A 20,883-nucleotide genomic window follows, 5' to 3' on the forward strand; every position below is an offset into this window, starting at 1 on the left:
CCACCATACTTAAACCAGTATTGCCTTAACTGATGACAAGGCGTAAACAAACTGGCTTTGACACGATAAAGAAAAACCTGCCGATGGTCGCCCATCCAAATTTTGTCAACCGGCTCAACAGAAATTAATGTTCCTCCTAGGGCATCTATACACTCGGTAAATCTTTCAACGCAAGAATAGTCTATAGTTTCAAATAGAAAAAAGTGACCCGAACAGATTAAATGACGGCTTCTTATCCAACATTGGAGCTTTTTATGCGCTTGTGGCGGCAACATTCTTTTGCTTCAAATAATTTGATATGAATGCAGGGTTTATGGGAGTACGGTTCGGTGAAAGGGGAAGGTGGGGCCCCCACGCAGTGGGGATAAGGGGCAGAGGGAAGAAAAAACCTTTAAGCCAAACCCAGTAACTTTTTCCCCAAACGTAATTCTGAGGTCAAAATGCTTATCGGAGCATATTGGGGTTTATGGGACTTATCCACCAAAAGGCATTTTCTGAAAATCTCTTGGCTCAAGATAGAGTTCTTTTGGAACGTCTAAAGGAGGTTATTAAAAACCTACATAGAATAGAAAGTTACATATCAAAAGTAAGGAAATAGCTCAGGAAATAGTAAAGAAATCGGAAAGAAGCAACGAAATCTAGAAATTGTTACTTTTCGCAATATTTCCTCAAGCAGAGTTCGTAGATTGTTTTAAAGATAACTAGTACCGCAAGGCGGAATTAAAAATTAAAAATTAAAAATGAATACAGCATAAGGGTTTCGTTGATTTGGAATGATTGGCTTATTTCCGCCGTGTTCTACTAGTATGGTTAAAAAAAATTATGCGAATTCTCTTAGTTGAGGATGATGTACGCCTTGCCGAAACTTTAGCAGAAGCCCTTACAGACCAGCGTTATGTGGTTGATGTGGTGACAGATGGTGAGGCGGGATGGAATCAAGCCAAAATGCTGGATTATGATTTGCTGCTGCTGGATGTGATGTTACCAGAACTCGATGGAATTAGTTTATGTCATCGGTTGCGATCGCACAGCTACACTATGCCTGTTCTCATGCTTACTGCTCGTGACACCGTTAGCGATAAAATCACCGGACTCGATGCAGGTGCAGATGATTATGTCGTTAAACCGGTGGATTTGCAAGAACTATTTGCACGAATTCGCGCCTTGCTTCGTCGGGGTAATGTTTCATCGCCGCCGATTTTGGAATGGGGCAATCTGCATCTCAACCCCAGTACTTATGAAGTGAGCTACGGTAATAATATGCTACATTTAACACCGAAAGAGTACGGAATATTAGAGCTATTACTGCGAAATGGTCGTCGTGTCCTGAGTCGCAGCGTGATTATTGAACATATTTGGTCGCTAGAGTCTCCTCCAGAAGAACACGCTGTGAAAGTTCATCTTAGAAGCCTGCGTCAAAAGCTTAAAGCCGCCGGAGCTTTTGAAGATTTTATTGAAACAGTTCACGGTGTAGGCTACCGTCTTAAACAACTCGATTAATTACTCACACTTAAGGGTCAGGCTTCAGATATTCTTGCAATTCTTGAGTACGCAGTTTTGTAGTATTTTCTAGACAACCAAAATAAATAGTAGGGGCAATACTTCCGCCCTCATATCTGCTTCTCTCAAACTCACAATTGGTATCTCGAAACTTTATCCACGCTAACTGTGCAGCAATTAATTTCTGTTTTCTCGGCTTTTCTAATGTAGATACCAATTTTTGATAAGCTTGATTCAGTTTTTTATCTGAATTCTGATAAGACAACTTCGTACATTCATTAATTGCTGTTTGAGTTTGAGGATTATTACAGTTGAGCTTTTGAACTAAAAGGATCTCAGATAAATCAGGCGTTGTGCCTGCTAATGTCACAGTGGTAGTATCTAAACTGCTGAGAGTTAACATACTCGCCAAAACTAATAATAACTGACGCATAGGAAAATATTTATTGTTAGAGTTGATTTACAAAGTAAATTTTAAGTAGGGTGTGTTATTTCTTTAGCCTAACTCACTGCTACGTACATAGTAAAGTGCATTAGAAATTTTTTATATTCTGCCTACCAGGAGACTCTCTCGATGGAGTTTTGGTTACAAGAAGAAGACAGTAGCCACACGGAATCAAAAGGAGGGAAAGCGATCGCTAGTATATATACTTATTGCATCAGTCAAGAAAAGGAATGAAATTTTTATTTTATTTAAGCAAATAAAACGTACATTTTTGTTAGAAGTATGATATCTGTGTATAAAATATTTTTATTATACGTCAAATTACGACAAAACTCTTGCGTTTATTATTCAAATAACTGTATTCTTTATATTGTTGAAAATTGTTTTTCACAAAAGCAATAACAACGCATAATTTCAGCACATAGGAAAAGTATTGTCTTGGCGAATCGATAAATAGTCGATATCAAACCAAAATATATGTATGCCGTTGTCGCTGGCATGATAAGTAACAGGACTAACTACAAAAATGAAAAATTAAATATTTTGTTTATGTATGTAGTGTAGCAAAGAATTCAAAAATTTCCCTATCCCTTATCTCCTACAGGCTATACCTAATTTGAATAAAGAAGAGTATCGGCTAAATTCTCAGACTTTCATCTCTACTAATCGAGGCAAGAAACTTATTCTGTGCTGGCTGAGTTTGGGATTTCAAGCCCATTTTATCAACGAATCACGACCAGGAAAATTATGACCTCTTTAGATCCTAATTTTTTTGACATCCCTGACAAAAGCCTAATCATCATCAACCCAGCCGTTGATGACTATAAAAAACTAAATGGCAACAACTTGGAAGTCATCTTTAAAGACGTAGTAAATACAGAAGTAAAAACGGTAACTTCAGAAGCACATAAGCTGCTGAAAATTCCACCTAAAGAATTGTTAGCGCCTCCTGGTGATTTCAATCCAACGCTACTACTGTTTTGTGCATCGGTGACGGTGCTAGTTTTATCTAACTGTGGTTACTGGCTTTGGCAATGGCCAGACTGGCTGTGCTTTAGCTTTAACACTATTGCCTTGCATTGTGCTGGCACAGTAATTCATGATGCTTGTCACCAATCTGCCCACCGCAATCGAGTAATTAATGCCATGCTAGGGCATGGTAGCGCCCTGATGCTAGGGTTTGTTTTCCCAGTGTTTACGCGAGTACATTTGCAGCATCATGCTCATGTCAACCATCCCAAAGATGACCCAGATCATTTTGTTTCTACAGGTGGGCCGCTGTGGCTAATTGCATTTCGATTCTTATCCCACGAGGTGTTTTTCTTTCGACGGCGACTGTGGCGCAAATATGAGCTATTGGAATGGTTTATTAGCCGCTCAATCGTTATTGCAATTGTTTATATCTCAATTCAATATCATTTTTTAATGTACGTTCTCAATTTTTGGGTTGTGCCTTCTGGTATTGTGGGATTAATACTGGGCCTATTTTTTGATTATTTACCCCATCGTCCCTTTGTTGAACGCGATCGCTGGAAAAATGCTCGTGTATACCCTAGCCCAATTCTTAATATCCTGATTTTAGGACAGAACTACCATTTAATTCATCATTTATGGACTAATATTCCCTGGTATAAATATCAGTCTACATATTACGTGATGAAGCCTTTGTTAGATGAAAAAGGCTGTTATCAAAGTTCAGGATTACTACAAAAGAAAGACTTTTTGGAGTTTATTTACGATATCTTTGTAGGGATTCGGTTTAATCATCATAAAACTAAAAATCAAGACGAATCACAAAGTCAGAAATAATGTCATTTGTCATTTGTCCTTTGTAAATGATTAATGACTATCGTTTTCATAATTAGGGTCTTCAGTACCAAGCAGTTTGTCCCAGAAGGTAAAATACAAACCGTAGTGTACTTTGTATTTGCGATGATGTATAGAATGATGCGTAGAGCCGATAAGCCACCTTCCAATCCAGTTGTTTTTAGATGAGGAGGGAAATACCTCAAATCCGAGATGGGTAAGGACTGCCCATACTGTCATAATCACAAGTGCGGCAACTAAAGTGATAAAATGCAGCGGAACTATAAAGCTTACACCTACAAAGAAAAGTCCTTGGACGATCGCTTCTGGTAAGTCGAATGCAGAAGAACTCCAGGGCGTTGGCTCTCCTGAACGGTGGTGCCCATAATGCATCCACTTAAAAATCAAAGGCTGGTGAAATATCCGGTGGATAAAATAAAAGTAAGTATCCTGAAGAACAAGCACTGCAATAAAGCTAACTACCAAATACCACAGTCCGTACTTCCATATATCAGTGTATAACAGCGTTGCTCCCAAACTATACTCTGAGATGATAAACGCTCCACAAATAGCAAAAACTACTGCGGATAGTACCGATAATTCGATATCCTTTTTAACGGAACCACTCATCAACGGTTTTAAACGCAAACTCTTGTTGGCGAGGGACTTTCCCAAAACTAAATAAAAGAGCAAGTATGCTCCCCCAGCTATCAGAAAGTATCGGGCAAGAGTGATACCAAACAGGGAAAAGAAATAATACCAAAAAGAGTGGTTTGTCAATTAGACCCATCCATAATATTAATTTGGTGAAATGAAAATGCTGATTATGTCCAATTGTTTTGGTCTTCAATTACCAAAAATGGCCAAATTACAGCCAAATTACAATTTAATTTGTTAATCGACAAAATCCACTGCTTATTTTACAACATTAAGTAGTTCAGATAATTAAGACTGACATAAAGACACCGAGAGAAGTCTGTAGCAATATCTCATAAGTAGGGTGCGCCGCTGAAACTACGGGAATGCCCAAGGCATGCAGTCTAAAGGTGACAAGTTCTCGCTTTTTCTTGGTGTATGATGCGATCGCACATGACCGTGTACTTACTCAATATATCTAGAAAACTCAGCCCCAAAACAGAAGGTGAAAATTTACAGGAATGCTAAGAATAATTTGGTATCTTCATTAGTTATCCAAGCTTAATTATTATCTCTTATGAATCGTTCCGCCTGTCTCATTTTCAATCCTGTTGCGGGTCAGGGCGACCCAGATATAGAACTAGCAGAAATTCGGTCAATATTAGAGCCAGATATTGACCTAGATATTTATCTCACAACTAAAGAAATCGACGCTGACCAACTGGCCTATGCAGCTGTAGAACGAGGGGTAGATGCAATCATTGCTTCGGGGGGAGATGGTACTCTCTCAGCAGCAGCGGCGGCCGTAGTTGGTACTGACATCCCATTTGGGATCATTTCCAGAGGCACAGCTAACGCTTTTGCCACAGCTTTAGGAATTCCTGACACGATCGCAGATGCCTGTAAAACAATTGTGGAAGGAGGAACCCGCCTTGTAGACGTAGCTTATTGCAACGATCAGCCAATGGTACTGTTAGTAGGTATTGGCTTTGAAGCTGAAACTGTAGAATTGGCAGACCGAGACTCCAAGAATCGCTTTGGGATGATGGCCTACGTCTTGGCAGGAATCCAACAATTAAGAAACTTACATAACTTTGATGTTGAAATTGAAACTGAAGATAGGATAATTAAAACTAGTGCCTGTGCAGTAACGGTAGCAAATGCCGCGCCTCCCACTTCAGTTTTGGCTCAAGGCCCAGCAGGTCTAATTTATGATGATGGGTTACTAGATTTAACAATTGTTGCTCCAGCTAACAAAGCAGGAGCGATCGCGGCGACATTTCATCTATTTCAAACGGCTTCTACAGGTAACGCTACAGAACGGAATGATATTGGCTTCCTGCGAGCTAAACAGTTTAAAATTACGACTGAGCCACCACAAAAGGTTGTTCTAGATGGTGAAATCGTAGGCACAACACCAGTAGAAATAAAGTGTGTCCCGGCAGGCTTGCGAATTTTTGTGCCATTAGTAGAAGAAGTTGAGCCTACGGAAAAACTAGAGGGACTCCCTAATCTGACTATTGAAATGAAAAACACAGTAGAGGAGTGAGGGCATGGGGCATGGGGAATTGGGCATTGGGGCAGAGAGGAAAGACTTGCTGCAACCTTGTTCCTCTGCTCCCCTTCAATTAAAATTCAGGAGTAGGTTGTATTGAAACTTGTATCTGATCCAGCGATCGCTAAAAAAATTCGCAAAATGAATCAGCGGGTACGGTGGCAAGATCCGTTGATCGTGGAACGGAACATCGACCAAACTCGGCTAGTGTTGGAGGATGGTCAAACAGACAATCCTGAATTCTCATTTTTAGTTGTAGGTGACAGTGGTTCCGGTAAACACCGGGGACACAATCCCCAGCGACAGGTAGCTGAACTCATGTTGCCTCATCACAACGAATCCCGCTTTATGCTGCATACCGGGGATGTGATCTATTTGGTGGGGTCGAGTGAATACTACCAGCAGAACTTCATCCAACCTTACCGAGAGTTTATCTTGGGCGGAGAGCATCCTAAACGGGTTGCTTATGACCAGATGGTTTTTAAGCTGCCCATTTTACCTGTACCGGGAAATCACGATTACTATAACTTGCCGATTCTATTAAGCTTTGCGTCCTTAACAACATTACCCCTTCGTCGCCTATTGCGATCGCGCTTAGACCTAGATGTGGGCTTACATGGCTCAGGAACCGGTGACGCCTACGCACGGGCATTTCTCGATTATCTGAAGGCGTTTCAGCTTCCGGGAGAGTTAAATGATCATTTAGATCAGTACTACACAGCCAAGACAGATACAGGTCGTTGTATTTCATATCAACCTGGACAATTTACCCGTCTTCCCAATCGTTACTACACTTTTCGCTATGGCGGTATTGATTTCTTTGCCTTGGATTCTAATACATTTAACGATCCACCACCGCTGCCTAAAACCAAAGAAGGTGACGCCAATCGTAGACTCTTAGAAAAACGCCGTGAAGATTTTGAGCAAGAAAAGCTGGAAATAGTTGAAATCTCAGCCAAGCTTCGACCCGAAAACCCCAGCGAAGCCGATCAATTAGACGACTTCCACGCCAAACTGTCACAAATTGAAGAAATTATTGTTGATATCGATAAGCAACTAGCGACTAATAAAACAACGCTGACTGATACTGAACAATTGGATTGGCTCAAGCAAAGATTAATTGAATCTTGGAATAATAGTGAAGTTAGGGGAAGGGTGATTTATTTCCATCATCCTCCCTATGTAACAGAGGCGACGAAGTGGCAACAAGCACAAACTCTGATTATTCGCGATCGCCTGCGTGAGGTACTGAATGCAGTAGCTAAAGAAATCGGTTCTTTAAATCAGGGGCGTCCTTTGGTCGATTTAGTAATAAACGGTCACGCACACTGCTTAGAACACCTGGAGACAATGGATACAGGACACGCTGATTCTCATATCCACTGGATTGTTTGTGGTGGGAGTGGGTTTAGTTTGCGACGCCAGCGGATTGAGGGAGCAGATTTGATAGAGGACAATAGATTAGTGGCGCGATCGCATCTGTTCATCGGTCGCAACGGTCAAGGTTCTCAGAAACGGCGACCTTATTCAGGTTTACGTATTGACGTTAAAGGCGATGGACAGCCTAAGTTTATTGTCCGTCCTTTGGTTGCCGAATGGCATCAGCGGCAATGGCATAATCGTGAACTTGAGCCACTAATCATTTAAAAAATGGGCATTGGGCATTGGGCATTGGGCATTGGGGAAAGACTTACGACTTACTACTTCTCCCCTGCTCCCCTGCTCCCCTGCTCCCTTGCCCCCTGCTCCCACTCTCTACTCACCGATCTACCGATCCCATCACAACATCAATACTTCCCAAGATGACGAAAATATCTGCTACTTTTTGACCTTTGATTAACTGAGGTAAAACTTGTAAATTATTGAAATCGGCTGGACGAATTTTCCAACGCCAAGGGAAAATGCGATCGTCTCCAATAATATAGATTCCTAATTCTCCTCTTCCTGACTCTACACGGACATAATTTTCACCTTCAGGAATTTTAAATGTGGGTGCAACTTTTTTGGCAATGAATTGGTAATCAAACCCGTTCCACTCAGATTTATAACCTGCTACCAGACGTTGAGCTTCTAAATTTTCGTATGCACCACCAGGTAATCCCTTAAGTGCTTGTTGAATAATCTTGACTGACTCACGCATTTCTCCAATTCTGACGATATACCTGGCAAAACAATCTCCTGCTGTATCCCATTGTATTTCCCAGTTAAAATCGTCATAGCATTCGTAGTGGTCAACCTTTCGTAAATCCCACTTCACCCCAGAAGCGCGTAACATCGGGCCAGAAATTCCCCAATTAATCGCATCTTCGCGACTTAAAACACCTACACCCTCAACTCGGCGGCGAAAAATGGGATTATTGGTAATTAGTCTTTCATACTCATCAATCTTTGGTGCAAAGTAGTTACAAAATTCTTCGCATTTATTCACCCAGCCGTAAGGAAGGTCAACAGCAACACCGCCGATGCGAAAATAATTATTGTTGACCATTCGGTAGCCTGTAGCAGCTTCAAACAAATCGAGAATCATTTCGCGATCGCGCAAAGTGTAAAATATGGGAGTTTGTGCGCCAGTATCTCCCACAAAAGGCCCCAACCACAGCAAATGGTTGACAATTCTGGCTAACTCCAGCATGATTACCCGAATATAGCTAGCACGTTTGGGGATAGAAACATTTGCCAGTTTCTCGACAGCATTTACCGTCACAGCTTCATTAAACATCCCGCCATAGTAGTCCCATCGGCTCACGTAAGGTACATACATAATATTGGTACGGTTTTCAGCAATCTTTTCCATACCTCGGTGCAGGTAGCCGATGACAGGTTCACAGTCCATCACATCTTCGCCATCCAAGGTGACAACAATCCGAAAGCACCCATGCATAGAAGGATGATGGGGGCCAAAGTTAATCACCATTGGCTCAGTCTTGGTTTCAATTCTGCCCATAAATAACAAGTTTCCCTAATCTCTAATATTTCGGAATAAGATACTATTTTTGAAAATTTTAGAGAATTTACGGGCTGGAGTCTTGCAAAATCGTCCGATTTTTTGCAGATTTATCCTATCTTTGTTGAATAGCTTTAGGAGTTACACCCGTTAGTCGCTTACAGTGAAAATTTAGATGGCTTTGGCTAGTAAAACCAACTGCACCAGCAATTTCAGCTATTGTCATTTTTCCCTTCAGTAATAATTCCTGGGCACGTTTCACGCGACAGTAAATTATATATTTATGAGGAGTCATCCCCGTAGATTGTTTGAAAAGCTGGGAAAAATAATGGGAACTCATTGGTAGTAACGCCGCCAACTCTGCTAAACCTAAATTTTGGTCAAGATGTTCGTGAATGTAGTCTATAACTTGCTGTAATTGACGAGGTGTTAAAGCATTTTTATATGTTTTTAATATCGGTTTGCGCGTGGAATAGTGTTGCATCAGATGTACTGATAAGGCATTTACCATCGTCTCTGCGTAAAGACGGCTCCCTAGAGGATCGCTTTCCAAAATGCCTTTCAGTGCTAGCCCTATTTGATAAATTAGGGGATCGGGTGTGGCGAAGTGCGGCAAAAGTTGAATCTGTTTGGCATCTGCTGTTTCGTCAACTGCACAAGCAAAAATCTGTGGTTCAATAGCAAGTAAAATAAAGTCGCCTTCAGCATCCCAAGCTGCCTGATGCCCGACATTAACGGGAGTAATAATAATATCACCTCCAACTACAGCGTCACGATGTTTGCGTCCATCCATTTTCCGTTCAGCATGAATTACCCGCGCTCCATGAGTAAAAATGATTAGAGAGTGCCACAGGGGAGTGGAAACTTCAGGAAACGCAGAAGCGGGTTGACACATGTATCCAAATGAAGCACCATGCCAACCTGCTTGAAGACTTGTGAGAATTGGTAAACGTGGGAATAGCGGCAATAAATCATCTTCTTTAGTGATAACTAAGGGCTTTTCTTCTAACATGGGCTACCACAAGTTATTACAAGCCCAATGTATCAAAAGCTAAAAAATTCTGATATATCAAATTAGGCTTTATTTGCCCATAAAATTAGAGACGCAATTATTGCGTCTCTAGAAACCACCTATTTAGCCTTTTTACGTGTAATTGCACCCAGCAAAAGGAAGTTGTTAATTAAATGATTCCTGGGCCTCTACCGCGGCTGTCACCTTTTTCTGTTAACTTACCTTCTTCGTCCTGATTAATTTCTCCGAGTTCTTCAACACGTTCTGCCGTATCTGCTGCTGCTTGTTTGCGTGCATCACCCGGTTCTTCGTAGTACATTTCCGGTTCAACTGCATAGTTGTTCAACAAACCTTCTTTATCTACGGTATAGCCGTCAGTGGTGCGTATACTGTCTGGATCAGTTTGATCGTCGGTAGCTACATCTGCTTCGCCTTCTTCTGTGGGGAGTGTTTTGTACTTACCTCCCTCTCTTTCCATACGAGCAGCTGTTTCTGCTGGGATAATGCCGCGATCGTATGTATCTACTTCTGCTCGATCAGATGAATCTGTACCTTTTTTAACTGCTTCATTAGCCATAATTTATGTCCTCGTTAAAGAATCTATTAAATAACTTCAAAAACTAGATTAGGCTGTTTCTCATCTCAAAACTACTATCTTTAGAAGTGATTTAAGTTCAAAAATATATTGATTTTATCCATCTTCAGATGTATCTATAGGACTAATCTTAAGTCCATCTCGATATTTGTCATTTACGCAATTTGAGTAGAATAAATATTTTGGCTAACTGGACACTAATCAGCACTATAACAATTCTAAATCATTAGTAAAAAATTATATCCCCGACTTCTTTGAGAAGTCGGGGATATAGACACAGCGCATTTTCACAAATTAAATAGGATTGCTATATATAGCAATCCTAAATTCTTATTAACAAGAACCTCGACTTTTGTAAGAAGTCTGGGTTCTGAATCATGGAGCTAGCTTAATCATTTACAAACTTACTCGCCCACAAATTGGTTTTTCAGTAGTTGAATTTCATTGCCTAATTCTTGGCGAGTTGAAGACTTTAGGAGATAACGGAAAATAAACCAACTAGCGTAACCAATTCCAATTAACTCAAAAAACGGTGATAGTAGAGGAATATCATTGATTGCATCTAATACTGCTAGTACTACCTTAGCTGTAACAATCGCCGCTAAAATTAAAGCAACAGTTATTAGAGGCTGCTTGTAGTTTTGAAAAAAGTTACTTAAGTATTCGGGTAGTTGCTCCAAAAATTGAGTAATTTGTCTGCTAATTTGCTGCCATTGGGATTCCGGTTCCGTTGCTGGTGGTAACTTTGGCAAGTTTGCAGTATCAGCACCTTCAAGTGCTAACGTACCTTGTGAAAAGGAAGTCTTGATGGATTCACGTTGCTGTTGTTCGGTTTCCATAGTTTTTATTTTTGGTGACTACAAAAGTTTGTATAACTTAACTGATCATCAATAAATATAATTATTAAGGTCGTCAGTTGTCAATTCTTAGTGGTCAGTAATAAGTATAACTGACCACCAAGACTGAGTAAGAGCATCTAAATTTATTTTTGCCTACTTACTCAGTGGAATTTATTGTTAGGTGCTTCAGCTTTGTGGCGGAGCAACAACTGCTTTAACAACTACATTTTTGACGCCTTTAATTTCCTTAGACAAAGGCTCAATTTTAGCCAATTGCTCTTGATTATTAACAGTTCCAGCTACAGTGACAGTCCCATCTTCTACTGCATTAACTGTTAGTTGACCATTAGGTATGTTAGCTTCCAATTTGGAGCGAACTTGACTTGCTAGATCGGCTGAGGCTCTGTCTGTATCTCCGCCAGTGGCATTATTGCGCTGTTCACGGGCACGAATATCAGCATCAAGTTGTCTTCTGCGAAGTTCACTTTGTGCGTCTTCTTTAGCAGCTTGTGTTGTTGCTGCTGTTGGAGCTTGTGCGGCTTCGTCTGGAGCTGGTGCAGTTACAGTTGTTTTGGCGGTATCTTGACAAGCAGCAACACCAAAAACTAAAAGACTACTAATTAGGAAAGGAGTTAGCTTTTGCATATGTTTAATTTTGGCTCAGAATTGATTGATGTTTACAGTAAAAGTGAGGAGCAAGTTTTTTAGTCAGGAGCAAGGTCTTTATCAAAAAGAATTTAGAATCCAGAACGAAAAAGCATTGTAATTTTTGTTTTTTTCATTCTTATTCGACTTCTTGCTCCGATAATTTTGTGGAATTACTGTGAGTTACACCTACCTTGGGTTAGAGTACTTCATCACGACGGTCAACAATAACTACGGCAGGATCGTTTCTATGAGGCTCTGTTGAGTAATTAGGACGAATGGGATCAATAACTGGTGAGTCACTATGGGTTACTCGCTCGGAACCTGGGCGATGTTCACTAATTTCAGTGGCATCATAGATAGCAAATTCTTCAATACCTCGACGTTTGAGAATAGCTTCAGCTTGATGAATTTCAGCTTCTGTAGCATCGATAATTAGCAGGTAGTCACCTTTTTGGAAGCGTTCATTATATATTCGCGCCTTGTCTTCAGGAATTCCCAAGCCAACGAGTGCGCCAACAATACTCCCTGCGGCTGCACCAATAGCACCACCAGCCAATGTTGTGGCCAAAGCTGTTGCTACTGCGCCACCTGCAATCACAGGCCCAACTCCAGGAATTGCTAAAGTCCCAAGGCCAACTAATAAGCCAGTTAAACCGCCGACAACACCACCTGTAGCTGCTCCAGCTTTTGCGCCTTCGTCTGCTTTATTACCTGTACTAACGTTTCTGTCTACATCTACGCCAGCGATCCCATGACCGTTTGTATCTTTGGCAATGATGGAAACTTTATTTAAGGGAAAACCCGCATCTCGCAATTCTGTAAGTGCTACTTCTGCATCTCGCCGATGAGAAAAGACTCCAATTGCACGTCTTGCAACACCACTATGAGCCGCAGTGGGGGTTGGAGCGACATAACCGGTGGTTGCATTTGTAGCATCTGGATGGTCGAAAATGCCAAATTCTTCTACACCCCGCTGATGTAAAATTGCTTCTGCTCTGAGAATTTCTGTATCTGTGCCATCGAGGATAACTAAATAATGTCCTCGTCTCACACGTTCGTCGTAAACTCTGGCTCGTTCTTCAGGAATTCCTAAACCAATCAATGCACCAAGCAAGCTACCAGCTACTGCACCAATACCAGCACCAGCGAGAGTTGTAGCTAGGGTAGTTGCTGCGGCTCCAGCCAGCATAATTGGCCCAATTCCTGGAATTGCCAAAGTGCCAAGACCAACTAATAAGCCAGTTAATCCGCCCAAAGCACCACCTGTTGCTGCTCCGACTTTAGCACCTTCGTCAGATTTATCGCCGACGCGATCGCTCACTTCAGCCCCAGCAATATCCTCTCTGTCTCCATCCTGCGTAATGACAGAGACTCTATTCATGTCAAAGCCAACTTTTTTTAATTCATGTAAGGCATGTTCTACATCTCTACGATTAGAAAATACGCCTACAGCACGTTTATGTACACCTACTACCATTATCTTTTCTCCTCAGCAAAAATCAATTATTCACTAATTCATAGCTCGTAATAACCCTTATTAATACATGTTTCTATTTCATTTTCATCAATCGCTTGGAATAATTTTTCTCTCTATCATTAGACATAGGTGGTTTTATCTAAATCAGTAAAAAAATATCAAGTATAAAATGGTTATTTGTTTTATAAAAGTTAGACATTAATTATTCTTCTTCTCAAAATTTTATTTAAAATTGATCCCAAAAATATTGTTTTCTACTGTTTGTTACATTAGCCAAACCATTTATATGCTGCCATATCCACAGATACATTTTTATAAAATTTGCTTCTTCCTAAAAATATATATTTAACAAAAATTTACAAGCGTAGATAGATTCTTCTATCTAATAAAAACAATAAAAATATTTATTTACTTAAATACAACTTCTGGCAAAGAAACCTATTACCTAAGAAAGTGCCAACTTATCTAATTAATAATTAAGCTGAGAAATAAGCCATTTTGTAAATGGGTATTCATACCGTTTCTTTGTGAAGGTGCATATACATTTACCCTGCGATACTTTGGGGGACTACAGACGAGTCTTATTCTGTGCATCTTCAGACAGAATTGGTATTTAGTTGAGTGCAAGTGAGAAAATCCTATGTTTCAAAGTGTTTTAACTATTTTTGGATCGAACTGGCTACCTTTTGGATTAGCACCGATAACTTTAGCGCAAGAAGTACTAACGCCAGAAGAAGCATCAGTTCTGTTTTCTGGGCCTAAATTTTTGGTAGCATTGCTGGCTGGTGTTGCGATGGCATTTGCCTTTCAATTGTTATTCACAAACTTTTCAGTCGCTATAGGAATTTCATCTTGGGAAATCGACTCGGATTCTGATGATGAGTCAGAAAGTTTGGGTAGAACAATTCGGAAAGTTCAAGGTAAAGTTGGTGCTTGGGCATTAATAACCGCTAGTATTGCATTATTTATTGCTTGTTTTTTAGCGGTAAAACTTAGCTTAATCGAAAGTGCATTTTTAGGAGCAATTATTGGTGTAGTAATCTGGTCAACCTATTTCTCATTAGTAATTTGGTTGGGTTCCTCAGCAGTAGGTTCTTTAATTGGTTCTATTGCTAATACTGTCACTTCTGGTATCCAAGCTCTGATGGGGACAGCAACTGCTGGCGTTGGTGCTAATACTGCGAAAAAACAGTTAGTTTCTACCGCTGAAGATATTACAGCCGCAGTTCGCCGGGAATTAACTTCAGGTTTTGATTCTGAAGGGATTAGAAATACACTCCAAAGTTCTTTAGGTTCTCTGGAATTGCCAAAGCTGGATATCAAAGAAATTCGGAATCAATTTGACCAGCTTCTAAAAGATACTGATTTGCAATCTGTTGCTAATAGTGATTTATTGCAAAATATCAACCGCCAAACTTTTGTTGATTTAATCAGCAGCCGTGCAGATTTATCTAAAGAAGATGTCAATCGTATTGCTGACCAATTTGAAGGCGCTTGGCAACAAGCTTTGAATCGCAAAAATCCCACTGAGCAAGTAATTAATTTGCTCAAGTCTGCCACTCCTGAAGAACTCAATTCTGAGCAATTAGGTGAACGACTACAAGAACTGGTTACCGTTGGAGGTGGTAATGGGAATGGTGTAATCAAGCAAGCTATTCGATATGGTTTGAGCGCCGCTGCACCAGCAGTTATGGAACGGGTAAACCTTTCTAATATCGATGTGAATAAAATTACAACTCAGTTGCAAAAGCTGAAAGAAAAAGTTCAAGATGTTGATGTCGATCAAATCACCGAACAATTTCAAAAGTTTAGAGAGCAAGCATCTGAGCAAGTATCTGCAACATTGCCAATTTCACTTGAGAACACGATTAAGGCAGATGTAGAAGACTACATATTGCATTCATTTCCTTGGCACTTTAACCGAATTACCCTAGTAGATGAATTTAAAGAAGTCATCTATGACGTAAATGCAGATCCGACCACTGTCAGACGGGAGTTGGAAGAAATAAATCAAGAATATTTTACCAACTTGCTGAAGCAGCGAGATGATCTCAGTGAAGCCAGAGTGAAAGAAATTTCCGATCAAATGGAAAGCGATCGCCTGGAAGTTTTAGAAACTGTTAAACAAGCCGAAACGCGAGAAAAAGGGCAAGATTTCCGCAGCCGGATCGAAGATTATCTGCGTTCGACGGGGAAAGAAGAACTAAATCCTGAAGGTATTGAACGGGACTTTAGAAAGTTGCTGGAAGATCCGGAAGCTGGGTTTGAAGATTTAAGTAGCCGCTTCGGACAATTTGACCGCGACACTTTTGTACAATTGCTTCAGCAACGTCAAGATATCAGCGAAGAGGAAGCTAATAATATTGTTAGTCAACTCGAACGTAACCGCGATAATTTCTTGAATCGTGCTAGAGAATTGCAAGAACAAGCAAAAGCGAAAGCTGATGAACTGCGCCAAAGAGTTGAAGATTATCTGCGGAATACTAACAAAGACGAACTCAATCCTGAAGCTATCAAACGTGAGTTTAGAGTTTTGCTAGACGATCCACAAGCTGGAATTAGCCTTTTACGATCGCGCCTATCGCAATTTGACCGCGATACTTTTGTCCAATTACTCAGTCAGCGTCAAGATTTGAGCGAAGAACAGGTAAACCAAGTTCTCGATCAGCTCGAAGCAGTCCGAGATAGTATTTTGCAAGTACCGCAACAAGCGAAAGAACAGTACGAAAAAACGACAAAAGCGATCGCAGAATATCTCCGCAATACCAACTTGGAAGAACTTGATCCAGAAGGTATTAGAGCCGATTTGGAAAAATTACTCAATGATCCCAAAGCCGGAGCCTTAGCTTTGCGCGATCGCTTATCTCACGTTGATCGAGAAACCTTAGTTAAACTCGTAAGTCAACGGGGAGACTTGAGCCAAGAGCAAGTTAATCAGATCATTGATCGCGCTCAAGATGCGATTGGTGACATTGTGAGAGCGCCAAGACGTTTAGCCAAGCGTACTGCTCAACAAGCTTTAGATTTTGAAGGTAATCTTGAAGAATATCTGCGTAATACCAACAAAGACGAGCTAAATCCCGAAGGAATCAAACGCGATTTGCAATTGCTGCTGTCTTCTCCCCGTGCTGGAATTGGGAATTTAAGCGATCGCGCCTCGAAATTTGACCGTTCGACAATTGTGGCGCTGTTATCCCAACGAGAGGATATCTCAGAAGAGGAAGCTAACCGAATTGTGGATCAAATTGACTCGGTTCGCAGTTCCATTGTCGAACAATTTCAGCAGATTCAGCAGAGAGTGCAATCATTGCTGGATGGAGTTTTTGCCAAAGTTCGTAACTATCTCAACTCCCTGGATCGTTCAGAACTCAACTATGAAGGGATTAAGCAAGACTTTGCGAAAGTGTTCGACGATCCGCAAGCCGGATTTGAAGCATTGCGCGATCGCCTCAGTCAATTTGATCGTGACACCTTAGTTGCTGTGATCAGTTCTCGTGAGGATATTTCGGAAGCCGATGCTAACCGGATCATCAACCAAATAGAAGCGGCGCGGGATGGCGTACTGCAACGAGCCGAACGCATCCAAAAAGAAACCCAAAAACGCTTGAAAGCAATCCAAGAGCAAGCTAAAAAGCAAGCTGAAGAAACCAAAAAAACCGTTGCAAACGCTGCTTGGTGGATATTTGGGACAGCGATCACTTCCCTCGCAGCCAGTGCGATCGCAGGTGCGATCGCTGTGACTGGGATAACTCTACCTGGCTGAAATATCTCCGTTAACGGGAATTTTTAAGAAATACAGAGTGGTATTCAGTTTTTACAAATGAATACCACTTTTTTTATAAGTGGCTAGCTGTGACTTTCAGCACCTATTGATCCCCCCTACTAGCCCCCCTTAAAAAGGGGGGAAAACTTCTTAAAGTCCCCCTTTTTAAGGGGGATTTAGGGGGATCTAAAACTTTTCGCTACCAACAACAGGACTTTTCAAACAATCTCTAAGTAAGGTTTAGTCTAAACCCTAGTGGTCAAAACAGGTAAAAAACTGTGTCAAAGCCAGATTGAACACCTTATTTCACTCTTTAACTCAACATACATACACTTTCCACAAGTTGTTACAAATGATAATTTATGCTGCAATAAAGAAAACATATCTGGAATCGGCGCACCTCTTAAGGAAGAACTATAAAAATAACAACCGCCGTAAAATTTAGATCCTCTCGTCATCAAATAGTTTTAACTATATAGGACAGGACTCCTATTTGATTTTTAAATAAAACTCAGTACACATCTATTCCCTTCTTTCCTATTTCCCATTCCCTATTCTCTATTCTCTATTCCCTATTCCCTTCTTTCCTATTTCCCATTCCCTATTCCCTATTCCCTATTCCCTATTCCCTGTTCCCTGTTCCCTGTTCACTCCCTACGCAAGTAGCATATTACAGATGAACAATGATGAATTTAATTTAGTGTGCCACCTCACAGAGTGTAAGCAAGCAGAGGAGGCATTACAACAGCAAATTCAATGGCAGCGACTGGTGATGGCAATTGCCCAGCGCATCCGCCAGAGTTTGAATTTGGATAATGTTCTCAATACCACCGTCACTGAAGTACGTCAGTTTTTACAAGTAGATCGAGTGTTCATGTATCAGTTTGAACCAGACTACAGCGGAGTGGTAGTAGTGGAGTCTGTTGATGAAAATTGGATTTCGGCTCTGCATACCCAAGTCAAAGACAGTTATTTCATGGAAACTCACGGGGAGGAGTACACACAGGGGCGCATTCAAGCTGTCGCAGATATTTATACAGCAGGTCTGACTGAATGCCACTACAATTTACTTACTCAGTTTCAGGTCAGGGCAAACTTGGCAGTCCCCATCTTACAAGGAAAAAAATTGTGGGGATTATTAGTTGCAAATCAGTGTGCAGCACCCCGCCAGTGGCAGACGTGGGAAATCGATCTACTCAAACAATTGGCAATGCAGGTGGGCATTGCCATCCAGCAATCTCAACTGTACGAGCAGGTACAAACTGAACTGGTTGAACGCAAGCGGGTAGAATCGGGTTTAAGAGCACGCGTGCGCCAGCAAGCAGCTGTGGCTAAACTTGGTCAATTAGCTCTAGCGAATATAGACCTTTCCGCATTAATGGACGAAGCAGTTATCCTGATTACTCAAAGCCTTGAGGTAGAGTACAGTAAAGTTTTAGAACTGCTTCCGGATGAGAACAGCTTATTGTTGCGATCGGGATTCGGTTGGCAGTCAGGGCTAGTGGGAAATTTTAAATTAGAATTAGGTGCAGGGAATCAGACTCAGGCTTCTTATACACTACTTTCCCATGAGCCAGTAATTGTTTGCGACCTTAGCAAAGAAACGCGATTTCAAGGGCCACCTTTATTGATTAACCACTCGGTAATTAGTGGGATTAGCGTCATCATTCAGGGACAAAAACAACCTCTTGGTGTCTTAGGCGCACACACAACTAGACATCGGGAGTTTACCCAAAATGATATTCACTTTTTGCAAGCGATCGCTAACATATTAGCTACAACCATTGAGCGCAAGTGGGCAGAACAGAAAATTCGCGAACAAGCAGCTTTATTAGATATTGCTTCTGATGCGATCATTGTGCGCAACTTCCAAAACCAAATCTTATTCTGGAATCAAGGTGCAGAACGTCTGTATGGTTGGGAAGCTCACGAGGCTCTCGGAAAGAACCTGGAGAAGTTGCTATGCAAAGAAAGCTCACAGCAATTACAAGCGGCCTTAACAAATGTTACTGACTATGGATTATGGCAAGGTGAGTTACATAAAGTAACAAAGTGCGGCAAAGAAATTATCGTGGAAAGCCGATGGACACTGATGCGTGATGAAGCAGAACAACCTAAATCCATCCTCTCCGTTGACACCGATATCACCGAGAAAAAACAACTCCTGGCCCAATTTCTCCGTGCCCAACGCTTAGAGAGCCTTGGCACATTGGCAAGTGGTATTGCTCACGACCTCAACAATATCTTGACGCCCATTCTCTCCTCAGTGGAAATGTTAGCGCTCAAACTTCCCAATCTAGATGCACGTAATCACCAACTATTGAAGCTGCTCGAACATAACTCTAAACGTGCGGCGGATTTGGTCAAACAAATTCTGACTTTTTCTCGTAGGTCTGAAGGCAGTGGTATTTCTTTACAAATAGAACATCTACTATTAGAAATTAATCAAATTGTCAAAAGCACATTTCCCAAATCTATCGCAATTATCAATAATCTGCCTAGATATCAACTCTGGACTATCTTGGCAGATCCTACTCAAATTCATCAGGTGTTAATGAATTTGTGCGTCAACGCTCGTGATGCCATGCCCAAGGGTGGCACTTTATCTATATCTGCGGAGAATTTATTCGTCGATCAAAACTTTGCCAAAATGAATCTAAATGCTCAGGTAGGGCCATATATAGTCATAACTATTTCAGATACAGGATTTGGGATTCCGCCACTAATTTTGGAGCGAATTTTTGAACCCTTTTTCACAACCAAAGAGCCAGGGAAAGGCACTGGCTTAGGTTTGTCAACTGTGATTGGGATTGTCAAAAACCACAATGGTTTTGTGAAAGTGTCTAGTGAGGTAGGTAAAGGTTCCCAATTTGAAGTGTACTTACCAGCCATAAACAAAACTACAAAGCAGCAACCAGAGAAATTGGAATTGCCCAACGGCAACGGAGAATTGATTCTAGTTGTAGATGATGAAGCCGCTATTCTAGAGATTAGTAAAACTTTGCTAGAAGACCACAACTACAAAACTCTGACAGCTATTAACGGCATTGAGGCAATCTCATTGTACGCCCAGCATAAAAGTAAAATCAGCATGGTGTTGATGGATATGATGATGCCATCAATGGATGGATTGACTGCCATTGACATAATGCAACAAATGAATCCACAAGTCAAGATTATGGGTATCAGTGGCACTGTGACTGAGAGTCAGATGGTTGAAGCCGCTAACGCTGGCGTCAATATATTTTTAAGGAAGCCTTACACTTTCCATCAATTATTACACGCTATTAACGACTTCTTGAGCCAGCCATAATCTCAGGGAAAATCGCCGAGAAAAATTTAATTTACTTCTTACTTGTTAAGCTTTTTCAGAAAAGTCACACGTGCATCATCATATATGATAAATGTGACTTAAATTACATAAATTAATTGTTTGTAAGCAATAGTACTGCTACTTACAGGTAGCTTAACTCACCTAATGGAGATACTTTTAAACACTATCTGACAACAAACACGGTGAAACACCATGCTTCTTTTATATCGAACTACAGGTGTCGTAATATACATAATTTATTATAAATATTGATATTTTGGCGATCGCAAAAGAACGCGACAAATAGACCATTTGTAGAGACGCGATGAATCGCGTCTTTACCCAAGGAC

The 20,883-nt window shown here is 40.9% G+C and carries 14 protein-coding genes; 6 read left to right on the top strand and 8 right to left on the bottom strand.

Annotated features, from left to right (window positions below):
• The first annotated feature begins 822 nt into the window (after window positions 1-822).
• Complete coding sequence (locus tag HUN01_RS15295) at window positions 823-1,500, top strand: response regulator transcription factor (RefSeq protein ID WP_181931979.1); 678 nt, start codon at window positions 823-825, stop codon at window positions 1,498-1,500.
• Between the two features lie 10 nt (window positions 1,501-1,510).
• On the opposite strand, the gene HUN01_RS15300 is transcribed toward HUN01_RS15295, so the two are convergent.
• Window positions 1,511-1,933 carry a lysozyme inhibitor LprI family protein gene (locus HUN01_RS15300; protein ID WP_181931980.1) on the bottom strand — a complete coding sequence of 141 codons (423 nt, stop codon included), beginning with the start codon at window positions 1,931-1,933 and terminating at the stop codon, window positions 1,511-1,513.
• 759 nt (window positions 1,934-2,692) lie between these two features.
• Between HUN01_RS15300 and crtR the strand changes: the two genes are divergently transcribed.
• The gene (crtR, locus tag HUN01_RS15305) at window positions 2,693-3,754 is read left to right on the top strand and encodes a beta-carotene hydroxylase (RefSeq protein ID WP_181931981.1); all 1,062 of its coding nucleotides are present in this window, start codon (window positions 2,693-2,695) and stop codon (window positions 3,752-3,754) included.
• Window positions 3,755-3,784: 30 nt separating this feature from the next.
• Here crtR and HUN01_RS15310 read toward each other — a convergent pair whose 3' ends face one another.
• Entirely contained in the window at window positions 3,785-4,531 is a 747-nt protein-coding gene (locus tag HUN01_RS15310; RefSeq protein WP_181931982.1) for a sterol desaturase family protein, read from the bottom strand.
• A gap of 433 nt (window positions 4,532-4,964) precedes the next feature.
• On the opposite strand from HUN01_RS15310, the gene HUN01_RS15315 reads away from it, so the two are divergent.
• Window positions 4,965-5,936: a YegS/Rv2252/BmrU family lipid kinase gene (locus HUN01_RS15315; protein ID WP_181931983.1), complete on the top strand. Its 972-nt coding sequence runs from the start codon at window positions 4,965-4,967 to the stop codon at window positions 5,934-5,936.
• Between the two features lie 102 nt (window positions 5,937-6,038).
• On the top strand, window positions 6,039-7,589 hold the full coding sequence (locus HUN01_RS15320) for a metallophosphoesterase family protein (protein WP_181931984.1): 1,551 nt from the start codon (window positions 6,039-6,041) through the stop codon (window positions 7,587-7,589).
• A 112-nt stretch (window positions 7,590-7,701) separates the two neighbouring features.
• Here the strand turns inward: HUN01_RS15320 and HUN01_RS15325 are convergent, their stop codons facing one another.
• The 6 genes from HUN01_RS15325 to HUN01_RS15350 form a co-directional block, all read right to left on the bottom strand.
• On the bottom strand, window positions 7,702-8,886 hold the full coding sequence (locus HUN01_RS15325) for an NAD(P)H-quinone oxidoreductase subunit H (protein ID WP_181931985.1): 1,185 nt from the start codon (window positions 8,884-8,886) through the stop codon (window positions 7,702-7,704).
• 115 nt (window positions 8,887-9,001) lie between these two features.
• On the bottom strand, window positions 9,002-9,898 hold the full coding sequence (locus HUN01_RS15330; protein ID WP_181931986.1) for an AraC family transcriptional regulator: 897 nt from the start codon (window positions 9,896-9,898) through the stop codon (window positions 9,002-9,004).
• Between the two features lie 169 nt (window positions 9,899-10,067).
• Window positions 10,068-10,475: a hypothetical protein gene (locus HUN01_RS15335; protein WP_069073320.1), complete on the bottom strand. Its 408-nt coding sequence runs from the start codon at window positions 10,473-10,475 to the stop codon at window positions 10,068-10,070.
• Window positions 10,476-10,897: 422 nt separating this feature from the next.
• Window positions 10,898-11,332: a CAAD domain-containing protein gene (locus HUN01_RS15340; RefSeq protein WP_181931987.1), complete on the bottom strand. Its 435-nt coding sequence runs from the start codon at window positions 11,330-11,332 to the stop codon at window positions 10,898-10,900.
• Between the two features lie 186 nt (window positions 11,333-11,518).
• Window positions 11,519-11,977 (bottom strand): BON domain-containing protein, encoded by a 459-nt coding sequence (locus HUN01_RS15345; protein ID WP_181931988.1) that lies wholly within the window; start codon window positions 11,975-11,977, stop codon window positions 11,519-11,521.
• 199 nt (window positions 11,978-12,176) lie between these two features.
• Window positions 12,177-13,457 carry a histidine kinase gene (locus HUN01_RS15350; protein WP_181931989.1) on the bottom strand — a complete coding sequence of 427 codons (1,281 nt, stop codon included), beginning with the start codon at window positions 13,455-13,457 and terminating at the stop codon, window positions 12,177-12,179.
• A gap of 640 nt (window positions 13,458-14,097) precedes the next feature.
• Between HUN01_RS15350 and HUN01_RS15355 the strand changes: the two genes are divergently transcribed.
• Both HUN01_RS15355 and HUN01_RS15360 read left to right on the top strand, forming a co-directional pair.
• On the top strand, window positions 14,098-17,220 hold the full coding sequence (locus HUN01_RS15355; protein WP_181931990.1) for an MFS transporter: 3,123 nt from the start codon (window positions 14,098-14,100) through the stop codon (window positions 17,218-17,220).
• A gap of 676 nt (window positions 17,221-17,896) precedes the next feature.
• A complete protein-coding gene (locus HUN01_RS15360; protein WP_181931991.1) occupies window positions 17,897-20,533 on the top strand; it encodes a GAF domain-containing protein in 2,637 nt (878 codons plus the stop codon).
• Window positions 20,534-20,883 lie beyond the last annotated feature (350 nt).

The organism is Nostoc edaphicum CCNP1411 (assembly GCF_014023275.1).
Taxonomy (GTDB): domain Bacteria; phylum Cyanobacteriota; class Cyanobacteriia; order Cyanobacteriales; family Nostocaceae; genus Nostoc; species Nostoc edaphicum_A.

Excerpts from the sequence above, each read along its gene's own strand:
- HUN01_RS15345 (WP_181931988.1), bottom strand. The coding sequence starts at position 11,977 with ATGCAAAAGCTAACTCCTTTCCTAATTAGTAGTCTTTTAGTTTTTGGT.
- HUN01_RS15355 (WP_181931990.1), top strand. The coding sequence starts at position 14,098 with ATGTTTCAAAGTGTTTTAACTATTTTTGGATCGAACTGGCTACCTTTT.
- HUN01_RS15340 (WP_181931987.1), bottom strand. The coding sequence starts at position 11,332 with ATGGAAACCGAACAACAGCAACGTGAATCCATCAAGACTTCCTTTTCA.
- HUN01_RS15315 (WP_181931983.1), top strand. The coding sequence starts at position 4,965 with ATGAATCGTTCCGCCTGTCTCATTTTCAATCCTGTTGCGGGTCAGGGC.
- HUN01_RS15335 (WP_069073320.1), bottom strand. The coding sequence starts at position 10,475 with ATGGCTAATGAAGCAGTTAAAAAAGGTACAGATTCATCTGATCGAGCA.
- crtR (WP_181931981.1), top strand. The coding sequence starts at position 2,693 with ATGACCTCTTTAGATCCTAATTTTTTTGACATCCCTGACAAAAGCCTA.
- HUN01_RS15325 (WP_181931985.1), bottom strand. The coding sequence starts at position 8,886 with ATGGGCAGAATTGAAACCAAGACTGAGCCAATGGTGATTAACTTTGGC.
- HUN01_RS15330 (WP_181931986.1), bottom strand. The coding sequence starts at position 9,898 with ATGTTAGAAGAAAAGCCCTTAGTTATCACTAAAGAAGATGATTTATTG.
- HUN01_RS15295 (WP_181931979.1), top strand. The coding sequence starts at position 823 with ATGCGAATTCTCTTAGTTGAGGATGATGTACGCCTTGCCGAAACTTTA.
- HUN01_RS15300 (WP_181931980.1), bottom strand. The coding sequence starts at position 1,933 with ATGCGTCAGTTATTATTAGTTTTGGCGAGTATGTTAACTCTCAGCAGT.
- HUN01_RS15360 (WP_181931991.1), top strand. The coding sequence starts at position 17,897 with ATGAACAATGATGAATTTAATTTAGTGTGCCACCTCACAGAGTGTAAG.
- HUN01_RS15350 (WP_181931989.1), bottom strand. The coding sequence starts at position 13,457 with ATGGTAGTAGGTGTACATAAACGTGCTGTAGGCGTATTTTCTAATCGT.